The sequence below is a fragment of the Rhizobium sp. WCS2018Hpa-16 genome (assembly GCF_031843705.1).
GTDB lineage: Bacteria > Pseudomonadota > Alphaproteobacteria > Rhizobiales > Rhizobiaceae > Agrobacterium > Agrobacterium tumefaciens_C.
Genome location: NZ_JAVTIX010000004.1, coordinates 334,627 through 348,407 on the forward strand (window position 1 = coordinate 334,627; position 13,781 = coordinate 348,407).

At 58.6% G+C, this 13,781-nt stretch carries 12 protein-coding genes; 5 read left to right on the forward strand and 7 right to left on the reverse strand.

The features are described from left to right. Together RQI55_RS15570 and hisB are read right to left on the reverse strand one after the other, a co-directional pair. On the reverse strand, positions 1 to 492 hold the full coding sequence (locus RQI55_RS15570) for a DUF2628 domain-containing protein (RefSeq protein ID WP_243258178.1): 492 nt from the start codon (positions 490 to 492) through the stop codon (positions 1 to 3). 76 nt (positions 493 to 568) lie between these two features. Beyond that, positions 569 to 1,165 (reverse strand): imidazoleglycerol-phosphate dehydratase HisB, encoded by a 597-nt coding sequence (gene hisB, locus RQI55_RS15575; RefSeq protein ID WP_042619224.1) that lies wholly within the window; start codon positions 1,163 to 1,165, stop codon positions 569 to 571. Between the two features lie 199 nt (positions 1,166 to 1,364). On the opposite strand from hisB, the gene hslV reads away from it, so the two are divergent. The 4 genes from hslV (at position 1,365) to RQI55_RS15595 (ending at position 6,683) form a co-directional block, all read left to right on the forward strand. After that, positions 1,365 to 1,892, forward strand: coding sequence for an ATP-dependent protease subunit HslV (gene hslV, locus RQI55_RS15580; RefSeq protein ID WP_042619225.1), 528 nt, complete (start codon positions 1,365 to 1,367; stop codon positions 1,890 to 1,892). A 78-nt stretch (positions 1,893 to 1,970) separates the two neighbouring features. Next, positions 1,971 to 3,278, forward strand: a complete 1,308-nt coding sequence (gene hslU / locus RQI55_RS15585; RefSeq protein WP_192065055.1) for an ATP-dependent protease ATPase subunit HslU — start codon at positions 1,971 to 1,973, stop codon at positions 3,276 to 3,278. Between the two features lie 147 nt (positions 3,279 to 3,425). Continuing rightward, on the forward strand, positions 3,426 to 4,391 hold the full coding sequence (locus tag RQI55_RS15590) for a DUF1402 family protein (protein ID WP_243258179.1): 966 nt from the start codon (positions 3,426 to 3,428) through the stop codon (positions 4,389 to 4,391). A gap of 123 nt (positions 4,392 to 4,514) precedes the next feature. After that, positions 4,515 to 6,683, forward strand: coding sequence for a malate synthase G (locus RQI55_RS15595; protein WP_243258180.1), 2,169 nt, complete (start codon positions 4,515 to 4,517; stop codon positions 6,681 to 6,683). A 72-nt stretch (positions 6,684 to 6,755) separates the two neighbouring features. Here the strand turns inward: RQI55_RS15595 and RQI55_RS15600 are convergent, their stop codons facing one another. Beyond that, a complete protein-coding gene (locus RQI55_RS15600) occupies positions 6,756 to 7,445 on the reverse strand; it encodes a L,D-transpeptidase (protein ID WP_042619237.1) in 690 nt (229 codons plus the stop codon). Positions 7,446 to 7,630: 185 nt separating this feature from the next. Here RQI55_RS15600 and RQI55_RS15605 point away from each other — a divergent pair, with 185 nt between their 5' ends. Then, a complete protein-coding gene (locus RQI55_RS15605) occupies positions 7,631 to 8,116 on the forward strand; it encodes an MmcB family DNA repair protein (protein ID WP_042619227.1) in 486 nt (161 codons plus the stop codon). A 3-nt stretch (positions 8,117 to 8,119) separates the two neighbouring features. Here RQI55_RS15605 and RQI55_RS15610 read toward each other — a convergent pair whose 3' ends face one another. The 4 genes from RQI55_RS15610 to RQI55_RS15625 all read right to left on the reverse strand — a co-directional run bounded on the left by RQI55_RS15610 (position 8,120) and on the right by RQI55_RS15625 (position 13,609). Continuing rightward, the gene (locus tag RQI55_RS15610) at positions 8,120 to 8,710 is read right to left on the reverse strand and encodes an ActR/PrrA/RegA family redox response regulator transcription factor (RefSeq protein WP_243258181.1); all 591 of its coding nucleotides are present in this window, start codon (positions 8,708 to 8,710) and stop codon (positions 8,120 to 8,122) included. Between the two features lie 83 nt (positions 8,711 to 8,793). Continuing rightward, the gene (locus tag RQI55_RS15615) at positions 8,794 to 10,101 is read right to left on the reverse strand and encodes an ActS/PrrB/RegB family redox-sensitive histidine kinase (protein ID WP_243258182.1); all 1,308 of its coding nucleotides are present in this window, start codon (positions 10,099 to 10,101) and stop codon (positions 8,794 to 8,796) included. A gap of 75 nt (positions 10,102 to 10,176) precedes the next feature. After that, positions 10,177 to 12,648, reverse strand: a complete 2,472-nt coding sequence (gene hrpB / locus RQI55_RS15620) for an ATP-dependent helicase HrpB (protein WP_409233741.1) — start codon at positions 12,646 to 12,648, stop codon at positions 10,177 to 10,179. A 10-nt stretch (positions 12,649 to 12,658) separates the two neighbouring features. Beyond that, entirely contained in the window at positions 12,659 to 13,609 is a 951-nt protein-coding gene (locus tag RQI55_RS15625) for an ornithine cyclodeaminase family protein (protein WP_243258184.1), read from the reverse strand. Positions 13,610 to 13,781: the final 172 nt, after the last annotated feature.

The window sequence follows — 13,781 nt, forward strand, 5'->3', positions numbered from 1 at the left end:
TCAGCGCCTTCCATTCAAATCGAACTGAAACGAGCCTGCCGGATCGTTCATGAATCCATTGCCGTTGCTGCGGTCCCGTTTCCACTCCGGCTGCGGAATGGCGGAGACCTGAACTGCGTCATCTTCCGGCAGGTTAGAAAAATAGGTTTCTTCGGCGGTCGAGAGATCGTGGGCAGGAATGACGGCCTTCAGCGTCCAGCCCTTCAGGACCAGATGTCGTGCCACGATATTGCGGCCTTCCAGGCCGGCTATCAAACCCACTGTCAGTGCAAACAGCGCGCCGATGATGCCAAAGCCTTCAAGGCCTGATATCTGGCTGGCCGCCACCTGAAGCACGATGATGGAGATGGACAGCCACCAGAGACGGTGGATGGCAAACCATGCCCAGGGAAACAGCAGTGCAAGCCATGAAAAGCGGTCGGCGATGAACCGCGTGGAACGGTGATCGCGGTCTGCGCCGCCGGGTGCTTCCAGAACGAAATAAGATGTCATCGGCTTTCCTGACAACGTTCACAGCAACGGCTAAAAGCATCCATGCCTTTGAGCCGCACTGGCTGTTTCATACGGTTCAGGCCAGCATGCCCTTTGTCGAGGGAACGCGGTCTGCCTGGCGTGGGTCGATCTCGGTTGCCACACGCAGCACACGCGCAACCGCCTTGAAGCATGTCTCGGCAATATGGTGGTTGTTGGCGCCGTAATGGTTGAGAATGTGCAAGGTGATGCCGGCATTCTGTGCCAGCGCCTGGAAGAATTCGCGCACCAGTTCCGTGTCGAACGTGCCGATCTTCGGCGCGGAAAACGCAACATTCCAGACCAGAAACGGACGACCTGAAATATCGACGGCGGCCTTGGTCATGGTTTCGTCCATGGCCAGATCAAGCGAGGCATAGCGGGCAATGCCGCGACGGTCGCCGAGTGCCTTGGAGATAGCCTGACCAATGGCGATGCCGGTGTCTTCGACAGTATGGTGGTCATCGATGTGCAGGTCGCCTGTCACGTCGATCTCCATGTCGATCAGGGAGTGGCGGCTGAGCTGGTCGAGCATATGATCGAAAAAGCCCACGCCGGTGGAAATTTTCGATGTGCCTGTCCCGTCAATATTCACGCGCACGGAAACACTTGTTTCGTTCGTCTTGCGGGAAATCTCGGCTCTACGCTCTGCCATTGGGCTTCTCCGTATCAATATCGGCGTTCCTTATCAGCACAGGCAGTAAATATCCAGCCATTACATTGTCTTGCCGCATCGCAAACAGGTCAGCTGCGGTCACGTCATTTGCAATCGCAAAAACGGGACTTACATAGGTTTTGAAACGGATCGACGACGGATCCCGTGTAACGCCCGCTCAAGGGCAAACAGGTGTTTGATGACAACAATTATTACGGTGAGAAAAGCCGGCAAGGTTGTGATGGCCGGTGATGGTCAGGTCAGCCTCGGCCAGACGGTGATGAAGGGCAATGCCCGCAAGGTGCGCCGCATCGGCAAGGACGGTGATGTGATTGCAGGCTTTGCTGGTGCCACGGCCGATGCGTTTACGCTGCTCGATCGGCTGGAAAAGAAGCTGGAGCAATATCAGGGGCAGTTGATGCGTGCAGCGGTCGAGCTTGCCAAGGACTGGCGCACGGATAAATATTTGCGCAATCTGGAAGCCATGATGCTGGTGGCCGACAAGTCGATCACGCTGGCCATTACCGGCAATGGCGATGTGCTGGAGCCGGAACATGGCACAATCGCCATCGGGTCTGGCGGAAACTACGCCTATGCCGCTGCCCGCGCCTTGATGGATTCAGACAAGTCAGCGGAAGAGGTTGCGCGTCAGTCGCTCGATATCGCAGCCGATATCTGCGTCTACACCAACCATAATCTCGTGATTGAAACGCTCGACGCAGAGTAAGCTGCGCCTTCCAGAACTCATGGGTCTCACGGGCCGGGCCGCAACGGCTGGCCGCAATGGGACGCCGAAAGGAACAAGATGACGACTTTTTCTCCCCGCGAGATTGTCTCTGAACTCGACCGCCACATTATCGGCCAGAATGATGCCAAGCGCGCGGTCGCCATTGCACTGCGCAACCGCTGGCGCCGCCAGCAGCTGGCTGACGACCTGCGCGATGAGGTGATGCCGAAGAACATTCTGATGATCGGGCCGACCGGCGTCGGCAAGACCGAGATTTCCCGTCGCCTGGCAAAGCTTGCCGGTGCACCCTTCATCAAGGTCGAAGCCACAAAATTCACCGAGGTCGGCTATGTCGGTCGCGATGTCGAACAAATCATCCGTGACCTCGTGGAAATCGGCATCGGCTTGATCCGTGAAAAGAAGCGGGTCGAAGTGCAGGCGAAAGCCCATGCGAGCGCCGAAGAACGCGTGCTGGATGCGCTTGTCGGTTCCACCGCATCGCCAGCCACCCGCGACAGTTTCCGCAAGAAGCTGCGAGATGGCGAGCTGGACAAGAAGGAAATCGATATCGAGATTGCCGATACAAGCTCCGGCATGCCCGGCTTCGATATTCCCGGCATGCCCGGCGCCAATATCGGCGTGCTCAATCTTTCCGATATGTTCGGCAAGGCCATGGGTGGACGTACCAAGAAGGTGCGCACATCGGTGGAAAAATCCTATGCCGATCTCATTCAGGACGAATCCGACAAATTGCTGGATAATGACCTCATCCAGCGCGAAGCGGTGAAGTCGGTGGAAAATGACGGCATCGTCTTCCTCGATGAAATCGACAAGATTGCTGCCCGCGATGGCGGCATGGGTGCCGGTGTGTCACGCGAAGGCGTGCAGCGCGATCTGCTGCCGCTGGTGGAAGGCACGACGGTCTCCACGAAATACGGGCCTGTGAAGACAGACCATATTCTCTTCATCGCATCCGGCGCGTTCCATGTGTCGAAACCATCGGACCTTCTGCCGGAACTTCAGGGCCGCCTGCCCATCCGCGTGGAACTGAAGCCGCTGACCAAGGAAGATTTCCGCCGTATCCTCACGGAAACGGAAGCGAGCCTCATCCGCCAATATATCGCGCTGATGGCGACGGAAGAGCTGAGCCTCGAATTTACCGATGACGCCATCGACGCATTGGCGGACGTTGCGGTTCACCTCAATGCCTCGGTGGAAAATATCGGTGCGAGGCGTTTGCAGACGGTGATGGAGCGGGTGCTGGATGAAATTTCGTTCAACGCACCTGACAGAGGCGGCTCTGCGGTTAAAATCGATCAGGCCTATGTGAAGGAACATGTGGGCGATATCGCTGCGGATACCGACCTTTCGCGCTATATCCTTTAAACCATAAGAGTGCGGCAGACCCTGCCGCACTCTTATTTTACTGGACTTCTCTCGACATCAGGCCACGGATTTCGCTAATGAAAGCGTTAACGGCTCTGGAATGAAATGGTCCGGTCATCGCACCGGTCGAGAAAAAGGCGTCTGCTCGTGCGTAAAACTCTTCTGGCATTGGCTGCTGTCGTGGCTTTCGGTTCGCTCTCGCAATCCTATGCGCAGGCGGCAACAACGGTCCCGCCCGGCAATCGCAATGCCGAACAGCCCGGCGTTCCCGGCGCCTCGGCGCGGCGCACCAAGGGCTCCAACTCAACCTTTGATCGCAAATACCAGAAGGTGGTGGAGCTTTTGTCCACCGACAAGCAGCTCATTTCCAAGATCAAATCCACAGCCAGCCGTTATGGCATCGACCCCATTCACATGGTCGGCGCCATCGTTGGCGAGCACACCTATAATGTCGATGCCTATGACCGGCTGCAATCCTATTACGTCAAGGCTGCGGCCTATGCGGGCAACAGCTTCCGCTTTGGTTACAAGGATGAGAGCATCGCGCAGTTTCTGGCGCATTCGCAATTTGCAAAGTGCGATACCAAGCGTGATTCCGTCAGCCTCTGGACCTGCCGGGAAGATGTCTGGGATGACAGTTTTCGCGGCAAGAAGGTGGATGGCGTCAGCTATCCCGACAATCGCTTCAGCGCAGTTTTCTTCCAGCCTTTCTATGCGGGCCAGACATTCGGTCTTGGCCAGATCAACCCGCTGACGGCGCTGATGTTGTCGGACATGGTCGCACGCATATCAGGCTATGAAAAACTGGATGAAAACGACGCGGCAGCGGTCTACACCGCTATCATGGACCCGGATCGCTCGCTGGCCTATATGGCCGCCGCCATCCGCAAGTCCATCGATGACTATAAATCGATTGCCGATCTGGATATCTCGAAGAACCCCGGCGTCACGTCAACACTCTATAATCTCGGCGGCAGTCAGCAGCGCGCAGCGTCATTGGCCCGAAAGAACCGGGAGCGCGCTTCAAGCGGACAGGGGCCCCTGATGCCCGAGGAAAATTACTACGGCTGGCTGGTCAATGAGAAACTGCCGGAACTTGAAGGTCTTCTCTAGTTTCAGGGGAGATCAGAACCATTTGCCGAAAGAAAAAATCATTCGGCACGCGGCTGCGATTGACGAGACGGGCGTTCAGCGTCCACTCTCAGCCTAAAGACAACGGACATGGGAGATATAACGGTGAGCCGCATTGAACAGCATGGTCTTTCGTTTGACGAGACACTCTATCGTTTCCTGACAGACGAGGTGCTTCCGGAAACCGGTCTGGAGCGACAAGCATTCTTTGCGGGCTTTGCGCAGATCGTTGATGATCTCTCGCCGAAAAACCGTGAGCTGCTGCAAAAGCGCGATGGTTTTCAGGAAAAGCTGGATGCGTGGTACCGCGAAAATGGCGCGCCGGTTGATCTTGCCGCCTATGAGACCTTTCTGCGCGATATCGGCTATCTGCTGCCGGAAGGCGCTGCCTTCCAGGTGAACACGCGAAATGTCGATCCTGAGATCGCAGGTCTTGCCGGTCCGCAGCTCGTCGTGCCGGTTATGAATGCACGCTATGCACTGAATGCAGCCAACGCCCGTTGGGGTTCGCTCTATGATGCGCTTTACGGCACGGATGCGATTTCCGATGACGACGGTGCCGAGAAGGGCAGGGGATACAACCCCAAGCGTGGCGCAAAGGTCATCGCCTGGGCACGGAATTTTCTGGATCGCTCCGCCCCGCTGGCAAGCGGCAGCTGGAGCGACATTACCGGTTTCAGGATTGCTGACGGCGTTCTGGAAATCGGCCTTGGAGCGGAATGGGTCGGTCTTGGCGATCCCGCACAATTTGCAGGCTACAATGGCGAAGCATCCGCGCTGTCATCCATCCTTCTGACCAAGAACGGTCTCCACGTCGAAATCGTCATCGACCCCTCGACCGATATCGGCAAGAGCGATGCCGCAGGCATTTCCGATGTCATCCTCGAATCGGCGCTGACGACGATCATGGATTGCGAGGATTCGGTTGCCGCTGTGGATGCGGAAGACAAGGTCGTGGCCTATCGCAACTGGCTTGGCCTGATGCGCGGCGATCTGACCGAGGAAGTGGCCAAGGGCGACAAGACATTCACCCGCCGCCTCAACCCGGACCGCCACTATACCGCACCAAACGGTTCGGCGCTGACCGTGCCGGGTCGCTCGCTGATGCTGGTGCGCAATGTCGGCCACCTCATGACCAACCCCGCCGTGCTGGATCGTGATGGAAAGGAAATCCCCGAAGGCATTATGGATGCCATCGTGACCGGCCTCATCGCGCTTTACGATGTCGGCCCCGGTGGTCGCCACCAGAATTCCCGTGCAGGCTCGATGTATGTGGTGAAGCCGAAGATGCACGGCCCGGAAGAGGTCGCCTTTGCGTCCGAGATTTTCGGTCGCGTCGAAACCCTGATCGGCATGGCACCCAACACCATCAAGATGGGCATCATGGATGAGGAGCGCCGCACCACGGTTAATCTCAAGGAGTGCATTCGCGCCGCCAAGGATCGCGTGGTCTTTATCAATACAGGCTTCCTGGACCGCACCGGCGATGAAATCCACACCTCGATGGAAGCAGGCCCGATGATTCGCAAGGGCGACATGAAGCAGGCGGCATGGATCGCGGCTTACGAAAACTGGAATGTCGATATTGGCCTCGCCTGCGGTCTTTCCGGCCACGCCCAGATCGGCAAGGGCATGTGGGCCATGCCTGATCTGATGGCCGCCATGCTGGAGCAGAAGATCGCCCATCCCAAAGCCGGTGCCAACACCGCCTGGGTTCCGTCGCCAACTGCCGCCACGCTTCACGCCACCCATTACCACAGTGTGGATGTAGCTGAAGTTCAGGAAACCTTGAAGGATCGCGACCGCGCCAAGCTTGCGGATATCCTCTCCGTTCCGGTCGCGGTTCGTCCCAACTGGAGTGCGCAGGAAATCCAGCTGGAGCTGGATAACAATGCTCAAGGCATTCTGGGCTATGTCGTGCGCTGGGTCGATCAGGGCGTCGGTTGCTCGAAGGTGCCAGACATCAACAATATCGGCTTGATGGAAGATCGCGCCACCTTGCGCATCTCCGCCCAGCACATGGCCAACTGGCTGCGGCACGGCGTGGTCTCGCAGGAGCAGATTGTCGAGACCATGAAGCGCATGGCGAAGGTGGTTGATGGGCAGAATGCCGGAGATGCCGTCTATCGTCCGATGGCCGATAATTACGAAGGCTCGATCGCCTTCCAGGCAGCCCTTGAACTGGTCCTTAAAGGTCGGGAACAGCCTAACGGTTACACCGAGCCGGTCCTGCACCGCCGCCGTCTGGAGCTGAAGGCCAACCAGACAGCATAATAACTGAAGCAATAAAAAAGCCGCCGGAAATGATGTTTCCGGCGGCTTTTTCGTGTTCGATTGCGGGTGATCTTACTGGATCACGACAACCTTGGAGCTGCGGCCCGGACGGACACGGCTGTAAAGGTCGATCACGTCCTGGTTGATCATGCGGATGCAGCCGGAGGAAGCCGCAGTGCCGATGGATGCCCATTCCGGCGAACCGTGGATGCGGAACAGCGTATCCTGGCCCTTTTCGTTGAAGAGATACATGGCGCGTGCGCCGAGCGGGTTGGTCAGGCCTGGGCCCATGCCACCTTCGACATAGCGGGCGACTTCAGGCTTGCGCTCTGCCATTTCCTTTGGCGGGTGCCACATTGGCCATTCCTGCTTCCACGCAACATAGGCTTCGCCAGCCCATGCAAAGCCCTGCTTGCCAACGCCGATACCGTAACGCACAGCCTTGCCGCCTGGCAGGATGTAATAGAGGAAACGCTCGCGGGTGTTGACGATCACGGTGCCCGCTTTTTCCTGCGTCGAATATTCCACGATCTGACGGTGGAAACGCTTGTCCACGCGGTTGATAGGAATGGCTGGCAGGGCATAACCGGCATCGGTCGTTGCGCCATAGACTTCGTCGCCGAAAATCTGTGTCGTTTCAACATAGGCCGGTGCGGGGGCGCTTGCAGTTGCGGTCTGCGTCGACGTCGATGTCGAGGCGCAACCGCCCAGAGCAAAAGCCGACGACAGGCCGAGGGCAGTCAAAAAATTGCGGAGGCGCATTGTGATCTCGCGGGAAAATATCGCCATCATCAGGCGATGGAGGAAGCTCTATTGAATAAAGGGGTTATTTTCGATTAATCTTGTGTTGGCAAGCCGTGGCCTCGCAGCAGAAGAATATGACGCTCGAAATTCTGGCCGGATGGCCTTTTTGCAACATCAGAGGGGCTTCTGGCCCGGATTAATCCATGACTATTCTTTCCATCATCAATACCAACCCGTTAATCGACGGACGGCAATCGCCCAATGCGATGCTGGTTCGGCGCGGCGTGCAGGTGTTGCTGAACGAGATGAGGCACTCGGTTCTGCCGGAATTGTCGCTTTCCAGCGGGCGTCGGGCAGATCTCATCAGCCTGTCGGTAAAGGGGGAGATATGGATCATCGAGATCAAATCCTCCATCGAGGACTTTAAGGTGGATCGCAAATGGCCTGATTATCGCCAGCATTGCGACCGGCTCTTCTTCGCCACCCATAGCGGTGTGCCGCTGGATATCTTTCCGGAAGACTGCGGCCTGTTCGTTTCCGATGGCTACGGCGCGCACATGGTTCGCGAAGCGCCGGAACACAAGATGCCGCCTGCCGCCCGCAAATCGCTGATGCTCGACTTTGCCCGCACCGCTGCCCGCCGCCTGATGATGGCTGAGTGGTCTACGGGAAAAGATTACGCCGACTAAACCTTACTTCGGTGCGCGCTTGGCCAATATGCGCTGCAAGGTGCGCCGGTGCATGTTGAGCCGCCGCGCTGTCTCCGAAACATTGCGTTCGCACATTTCATAGACGCGCTGAATATGTTCCCAACGCACCCGGTCGGCAGACATCGGGTTTTCCGGCAGGTCCACCTTGTCGCCTTCGCGCTGGGTCAGCGCGTTGAACACATCATCTGCGTCCGCAGGTTTGGCCAGATAATCCAGCGCGCCGAGCTTTACCGCCGTCACGGCTGTGGCGATGTTGCCGTAACCGGTCAGAACCACGATCTGTGTGTCGTCCCGGTGCTGGCGAATGGCCTCGATCACCTCAAGACCGTTTCCATCGCCCAACCGCAAATCCACGACAGCATATTTCGGTGGCGCAAGCCTTGATTTGGCGATGCCCTCACTGACGGATTCGGCTGTCTCGACGGTAAAGCCCCGCGTTTCCATGGCGCGTGCCAGGCGGCGCAGGAACGGACCGTCATCATCCACGATCAGAAGGGATGCGTCTGGCCCTATCGGGTTTGCCGTGTCCACGGTTGCCTCAGCTGCCTGATTGTTCTGCTGCTCGTCACTCATGCCTGATCTCCCGGCCTGATCTCGCGGCCATTTCGTCTTATATAGGGCTGTGGCCGTCTTGCCGCCAGCCACACCTCACAAAGTTACTTAGCCCTGCTATCGTCCATAATGTCACGGGGCCAGACAACGGTCACCCGCGCACCTGCCGCTTCCGGTCCACGGTTTGCAAAGGTCAGTGTGGCGCCTGAACGCTCCAGCAGCGTCTTGGCGATGAAGAGGCCAAGGCCCAAGCCGCCCGCCCGTGTCACATCCTGCCGTCTCGTCACATAGGGCTCACCGATCCGCGCCAGAATGTCAGGCGCATAGCCCTGTCCATCATCCTCAACCGTCACCGTGACCTGCTGTGCATCGTGCTCGACGGTTACAGTCACCGCCTCCTTTGCGTAATCGACCGCATTTTCCAGCAGATTGCCAAGGCCATAGATGATCCCGGCATTGCGTGCGCCCACCGGCTCCCCGCTGCGCCCGCTTTTCTCAACCAGCCGAAGCTTGATGCCGAATTCTCTGTGCGGTGCCATCACCTCCTCGATCAATGAAGACAGCGGCAGCTTGCGCAGATGCTCCTCACCCTCAGCCGAAAGCGAGGTCAACCTGCGCAGAATATCGCGGCATCTTTGGCTCTGGCTGCGCAGCAAGGCCACGTCTTCGCGAAAGCGGTCATCCTTACCCAGTTCCCGTTCCATCTCCTTGGCCACGACGCTGATGGTGGCAAGCGGCGTGCCCAGCTCATGGGCCGCCGCTGCGGCAAGGCCATCAAGCTGCGAAAGATGCTTTTCCCGCTCCAGCACCAGTTCCGTTGCCGCCAGCGCATCGGCCAGCTGGTTTGCCTCATGCGACACGCGATAGGCATAAAAAGCGGCAAACAGCATCATGGCAACGATGGAGCACCAGATGCCGATATGGATGATGATCTGGATCGGCAATGTTTCATCCGGGTACCATGGAACCGGAAAGGGCGAGAAGGCGATGGCGGTGACGCAGACAATCGCGAATACCAGCAGCATCAGTGAATGCTTCATGGGCTGCGAGGCAAAGGCGATGATGACCTGCACGCAGATCAGCGGCGCAAAGGGGTTGGAAAGCCCGCCGGTAATATAGATGAGCGCCGTCAGTTGCAGCAGGTCGAACGCCAGAAGCATCGTCGCTTCCCACGGCTCAAGCCGGTAGGTCGAGGGAAAGCGTGCGGACAGGAAAATATTGGCCATTGCAAGTGCGCCGATCAACACGGCACAGGTCAGCAGAGGCAGCGGAAAATTCAAGCCGAATGCCACGATCAGGATCGTCGCGCTTTGTCCCACCACGGCCACCCAGCGCAGCCAGACAATCGTTTGCAGGCGAATGTGGCGGCTGGCCCGGCCAAGCCGCGTGTTTTCTTCTGCCTGGGCTGCCATCAACCCTTCTCCTCTCAGGCATGTCTCGCAAAGCGTTCAGCACGTTTGCGAGTGGGACATGCGAAAATGATATCTCTATGTGCCGCGCGGCTTCACGCGGTTGGTCGGTTGCGCCGAAGCGGGGTCTTCCGGCCACGGGTGGCGCGGGTAACGTCCCCGCATGTCCGCGCGCACATCCTTCCACGAGCCCGCCCAGAAACCGGGGAGATCCCGTGTGGTCTGTATCGGCCTGTGCGCGGGTGACGTCAATTCCAGAAGCAGTGGCAATTTGCCGCCCGCGACCGCCGGGTGCTGCTTCAGCCCGAAAAGCTCCTGCACGCGAATGGTCAGCGTCGGTTCTTCGCCATCATAGCTGATGGGGTGCTTCTGCCCGGTGGGTGCCTCGAAATGCGTCGGCAGCAATTTGCCCATTTCGCGCTGCGCCGAATGTGGCACCAGCGATAAAAGACCATCCATGATGCCGCCGGACTTTACGTCCTGAATGCTCTTTGCATCATGCTGAAACGGCACGAACCACTCGTCCAGACGCGCAACAAGCGCCTCTGCGGATGTATCCGGCCACGGATCTCCAATCGTGCGGTGCAGAAAGCCGAGGCGCTGACGCAACTGTTGCGCCTCTTTCGAAAAGGCGAGAATGGTCAGCCCATGCTCGCGAATGCCGTTTGCCAGAGCAGACGCGGCTTTTTCACCCGTCGGTTTTCCAAGCGGTGTCTCTTCCAGAATGATGGCGCCGATACGGGTCACGCGGCGGGCGCGAACCTGCCCGCTGGCCTTGTCGAAAAACAGCTGATCCTCTCGGCTGATCGCGTCAGGCAGATGCTCTTCCACATCCACGCGGCGGATCGAGGCTGCGGCCAGAATACGCGGCTGTGCTGCCCGCCCGGTCACGTCAGCCACCACAAGCATTTTCTCTGTCGCCAGCCGTTCTGTCTCGGCCAACTCGGCACCCCGGCCATTCGCCATCACATAACGTCCCCGCCCGCCGCGCTGGAAGGCGATGCGATCGGGATAGGCATGCAGCAACAGCTCCCCTGATGTGATAGACTCGTCGGATGCGTCTCGGGCAGCATTGCCAAGAGATGTCGCTATACGTTTGGCCAGACCCTTCGCAGCAACAGCGCGTTCGCCTTTCTCATGTTTGAAACGCCGCAGCCTTTCCTCAAGATCGATATCGCTGCCGCCAAGCCCCTGTTCCGTCAACAGCACGGCCAGCATCGCCGCCTCTATGCCATGTCCAATATCTCCGGCAGCAATAACCATGGCCGAAAGGCGAGGGGGCATGGCCAGCTCACGCATCTTTCGTCCGCGAGGGGTGATGGCACCAACGGCATCCAGCGCGCCAAGGCTGGTCAGAAGGGCGCGGGCTTCACCAAGCGCCGTCTGCGGCGGCTGATCCAGAAAGGCAAGGGATGCGGGATCGCTGACGCCCCAATGGGCCAAATCGAGCGCAAGGCCGGAGAGATCACTCGCCAATATCTGTGGCGGGGTAAAGGCCGGCAAGGCGGCCGTCTGGCCCCCATGCCACAGCCGGATGGCAATGCCCGGTTCGGTTCGCCCCGCGCGCCCCGCCCGCTGATCGGCAGAGGCGCGGGATACTTTCACGGTTTCAAGCCGGGTCATGCCGGTGGACGGCTCAAACACCGGCAGGCGCTGCAAGCCGCTATCGATCACCACCCGCACACCATCGATGGTGATGGAGGTCTCGGCAATCGATGTCGCCAGCACGATCTTTCGCTTGCCGGGCTCCGTCGGCTTGATCGCCGCATCCTGTTCCTTCTGGGAAAGATTGCCGAAAAGCGGTGTGACACTCGTTTCCGGCCCAAACCGGCCTTCCAGCCGCTCGACGGTGCGCAGGATTTCGCCCTGTCCCGGCAGAAAGGCGAGAATGGACCCTGTCTCGCTGCCGTGAGCGTCGATAATTGCCCGCGCCACCTTGTCTTCGATCCGCTCCTGTCCCGGCCTGTCATCATAACGGATGTCGATGGGAAAGCTGCGGCCAAGGCTCTTGATGACAGGCGCATCTTTCAGCATAGCGCTGATCCTGTCCACATCCAGCGTCGCAGACATGACGAGGATGCGCAGATCGTCACGAAGCCCGGCCTGCACATCGAGAGCCAGCGCAAGGCCGAAATCGCCATCAAGGGAGCGTTCGTGGAACTCATCGAAAATAACCGCAGAGATGCCTGAAAGCTCGGGGTCATCAAGAACCATCCGGGCAAACACACCCTCGGTCACCACCTCTATCCGGGTTTTGCCGGAAATGCGGTTGTCCAGCCGCATGCGGTAACCGACGGTTTCTCCCACGCTTTCGCCAAGCAAGGATGCCATGCGGCTGGCGGCTGCCCGTGCTGCCAGCCTGCGCGGCTCCAGCAGAATGATCTTGCCATCGCCGCGCCAAGGCTGATCGAGCAGGTAAAGCGGCACCAGCGTCGTCTTGCCAGCGCCGGGTGGCGCGCAAAGCACGGCCTGTGCGCGGGCGGTCAAAGCCGCGCCAATCTCTCCCAGCACCTCTGTCACCGGCAGGGTTGGCAGGTTTTGTTCTATCATATTGGTCATGCTACTCACGAATTGACTTCACGCTCTCATAGGCAAGGATCGCGCCTGCAAGGTCCTCCAGTGCGGCACCCACAGATTTGAACAGGGTGATTTCGTCCGTACCGCTACGTCCCGCATGGCGTCCGGAAACAAGATCCGCCAACTCGGCGCGGATATCGCTGCGCTGAAGAATGCCCGCCTCCAGCGGCTGAACGATATCGCCACCTTCCTTCAGCGCACCGGCAAATGTATCGACAAAGACAGACGCCCGCTGCACCGCCGCATCATCACTCTCACGCATGGTCGGTTTGAACGCGCCAACCAGATCCAGATGCGCGCCGGGTTTCAGCCATTCACCTTTGATAAGCGGTTCATTCGATAATGTGGCGCAGGAGACAATATCAGCCGAGCGCGCCGCTTCTTCCAGATTGCTGCAGGCTATTGCGTTGAACCCCAGCTGGCGCGCTTCTTCTGCGGCCTTCTCAGCAGACGCGATATTGCGTCCCCATATATGGATGGTATCAAGCGGTCGGATGGTCGCATGCGCCTCAATCAGATTGAGGGACAATCGACCAGTGCCGACCATCAGCATGGACGTGGCATCGTCGCGTACCAGATATTTCGCCGCCAGTGCCGAGGTCGCAGCCGTGCGCCGCGCCGTAAGCTCTCCGCCTTCTATCGCCGCCAGCATTTCCCCGGTCTTGCCGGACGACAGGAGATAGGTGCCGAAAATGGCGGGCAGGGAACGCTGGCTGTTGTCTGGAAAGACGGAGAGGATCTTCACACCCATATAGGAGCCAGGCACCCATGCCGGCATCATCAACAGTGTCGCGTCGCTCTCACCGGGAACCTCGACCTCGTGATGGTGGCGCACCGGCATAACACAGCCACCCCGAAACATCTTTTCGATGGCATCTATAAGAGCTGGCCATTGCAGCGCGTTGCGGGTGTCTTCGGCGTTGAGAACAAGCATGGAGCGGCTCCGGTCTGATGAACAGAGGGAACCTTAGCAATCTCACGAGACTGGGTGAAGCGAAGCAAGCGCAATGGCCTGCAAATCAGAGGGAATTGTAGTGCCGAAACTATCCACATCGTCGAAAAACGAAAAAAACTCTGCAAAACCAGACACTTACCACTTTTCTGTT

Coding starts and splice junctions, on each gene's coding strand:
- RQI55_RS15570 (WP_243258178.1), bottom strand. CDS start 492: ATGACATCTTATTTCGTTCTGGAAGCACCCGGCGGCGCAGACCGCGAT.
- hisB (WP_042619224.1), bottom strand. CDS start 1,165: ATGGCAGAGCGTAGAGCCGAGATTTCCCGCAAGACGAACGAAACAAGT.
- hslV (WP_042619225.1), top strand. CDS start 1,365: ATGACAACAATTATTACGGTGAGAAAAGCCGGCAAGGTTGTGATGGCC.
- hslU (WP_192065055.1), top strand. CDS start 1,971: ATGACGACTTTTTCTCCCCGCGAGATTGTCTCTGAACTCGACCGCCAC.
- RQI55_RS15600 (WP_042619237.1), bottom strand. CDS start 7,445: ATGCGCCTCCGCAATTTTTTGACTGCCCTCGGCCTGTCGTCGGCTTTT.
- RQI55_RS15605 (WP_042619227.1), top strand. CDS start 7,631: ATGACTATTCTTTCCATCATCAATACCAACCCGTTAATCGACGGACGG.
- RQI55_RS15610 (WP_243258181.1), bottom strand. CDS start 8,710: ATGAGTGACGAGCAGCAGAACAATCAGGCAGCTGAGGCAACCGTGGAC.
- RQI55_RS15615 (WP_243258182.1), bottom strand. CDS start 10,101: ATGGCAGCCCAGGCAGAAGAAAACACGCGGCTTGGCCGGGCCAGCCGC.
- hrpB (WP_409233741.1), bottom strand. CDS start 12,648: ATGATAGAACAAAACCTGCCAACCCTGCCGGTGACAGAGGTGCTGGGA.
- RQI55_RS15625 (WP_243258184.1), bottom strand. CDS start 13,609: ATGCTTGTTCTCAACGCCGAAGACACCCGCAACGCGCTGCAATGGCCA.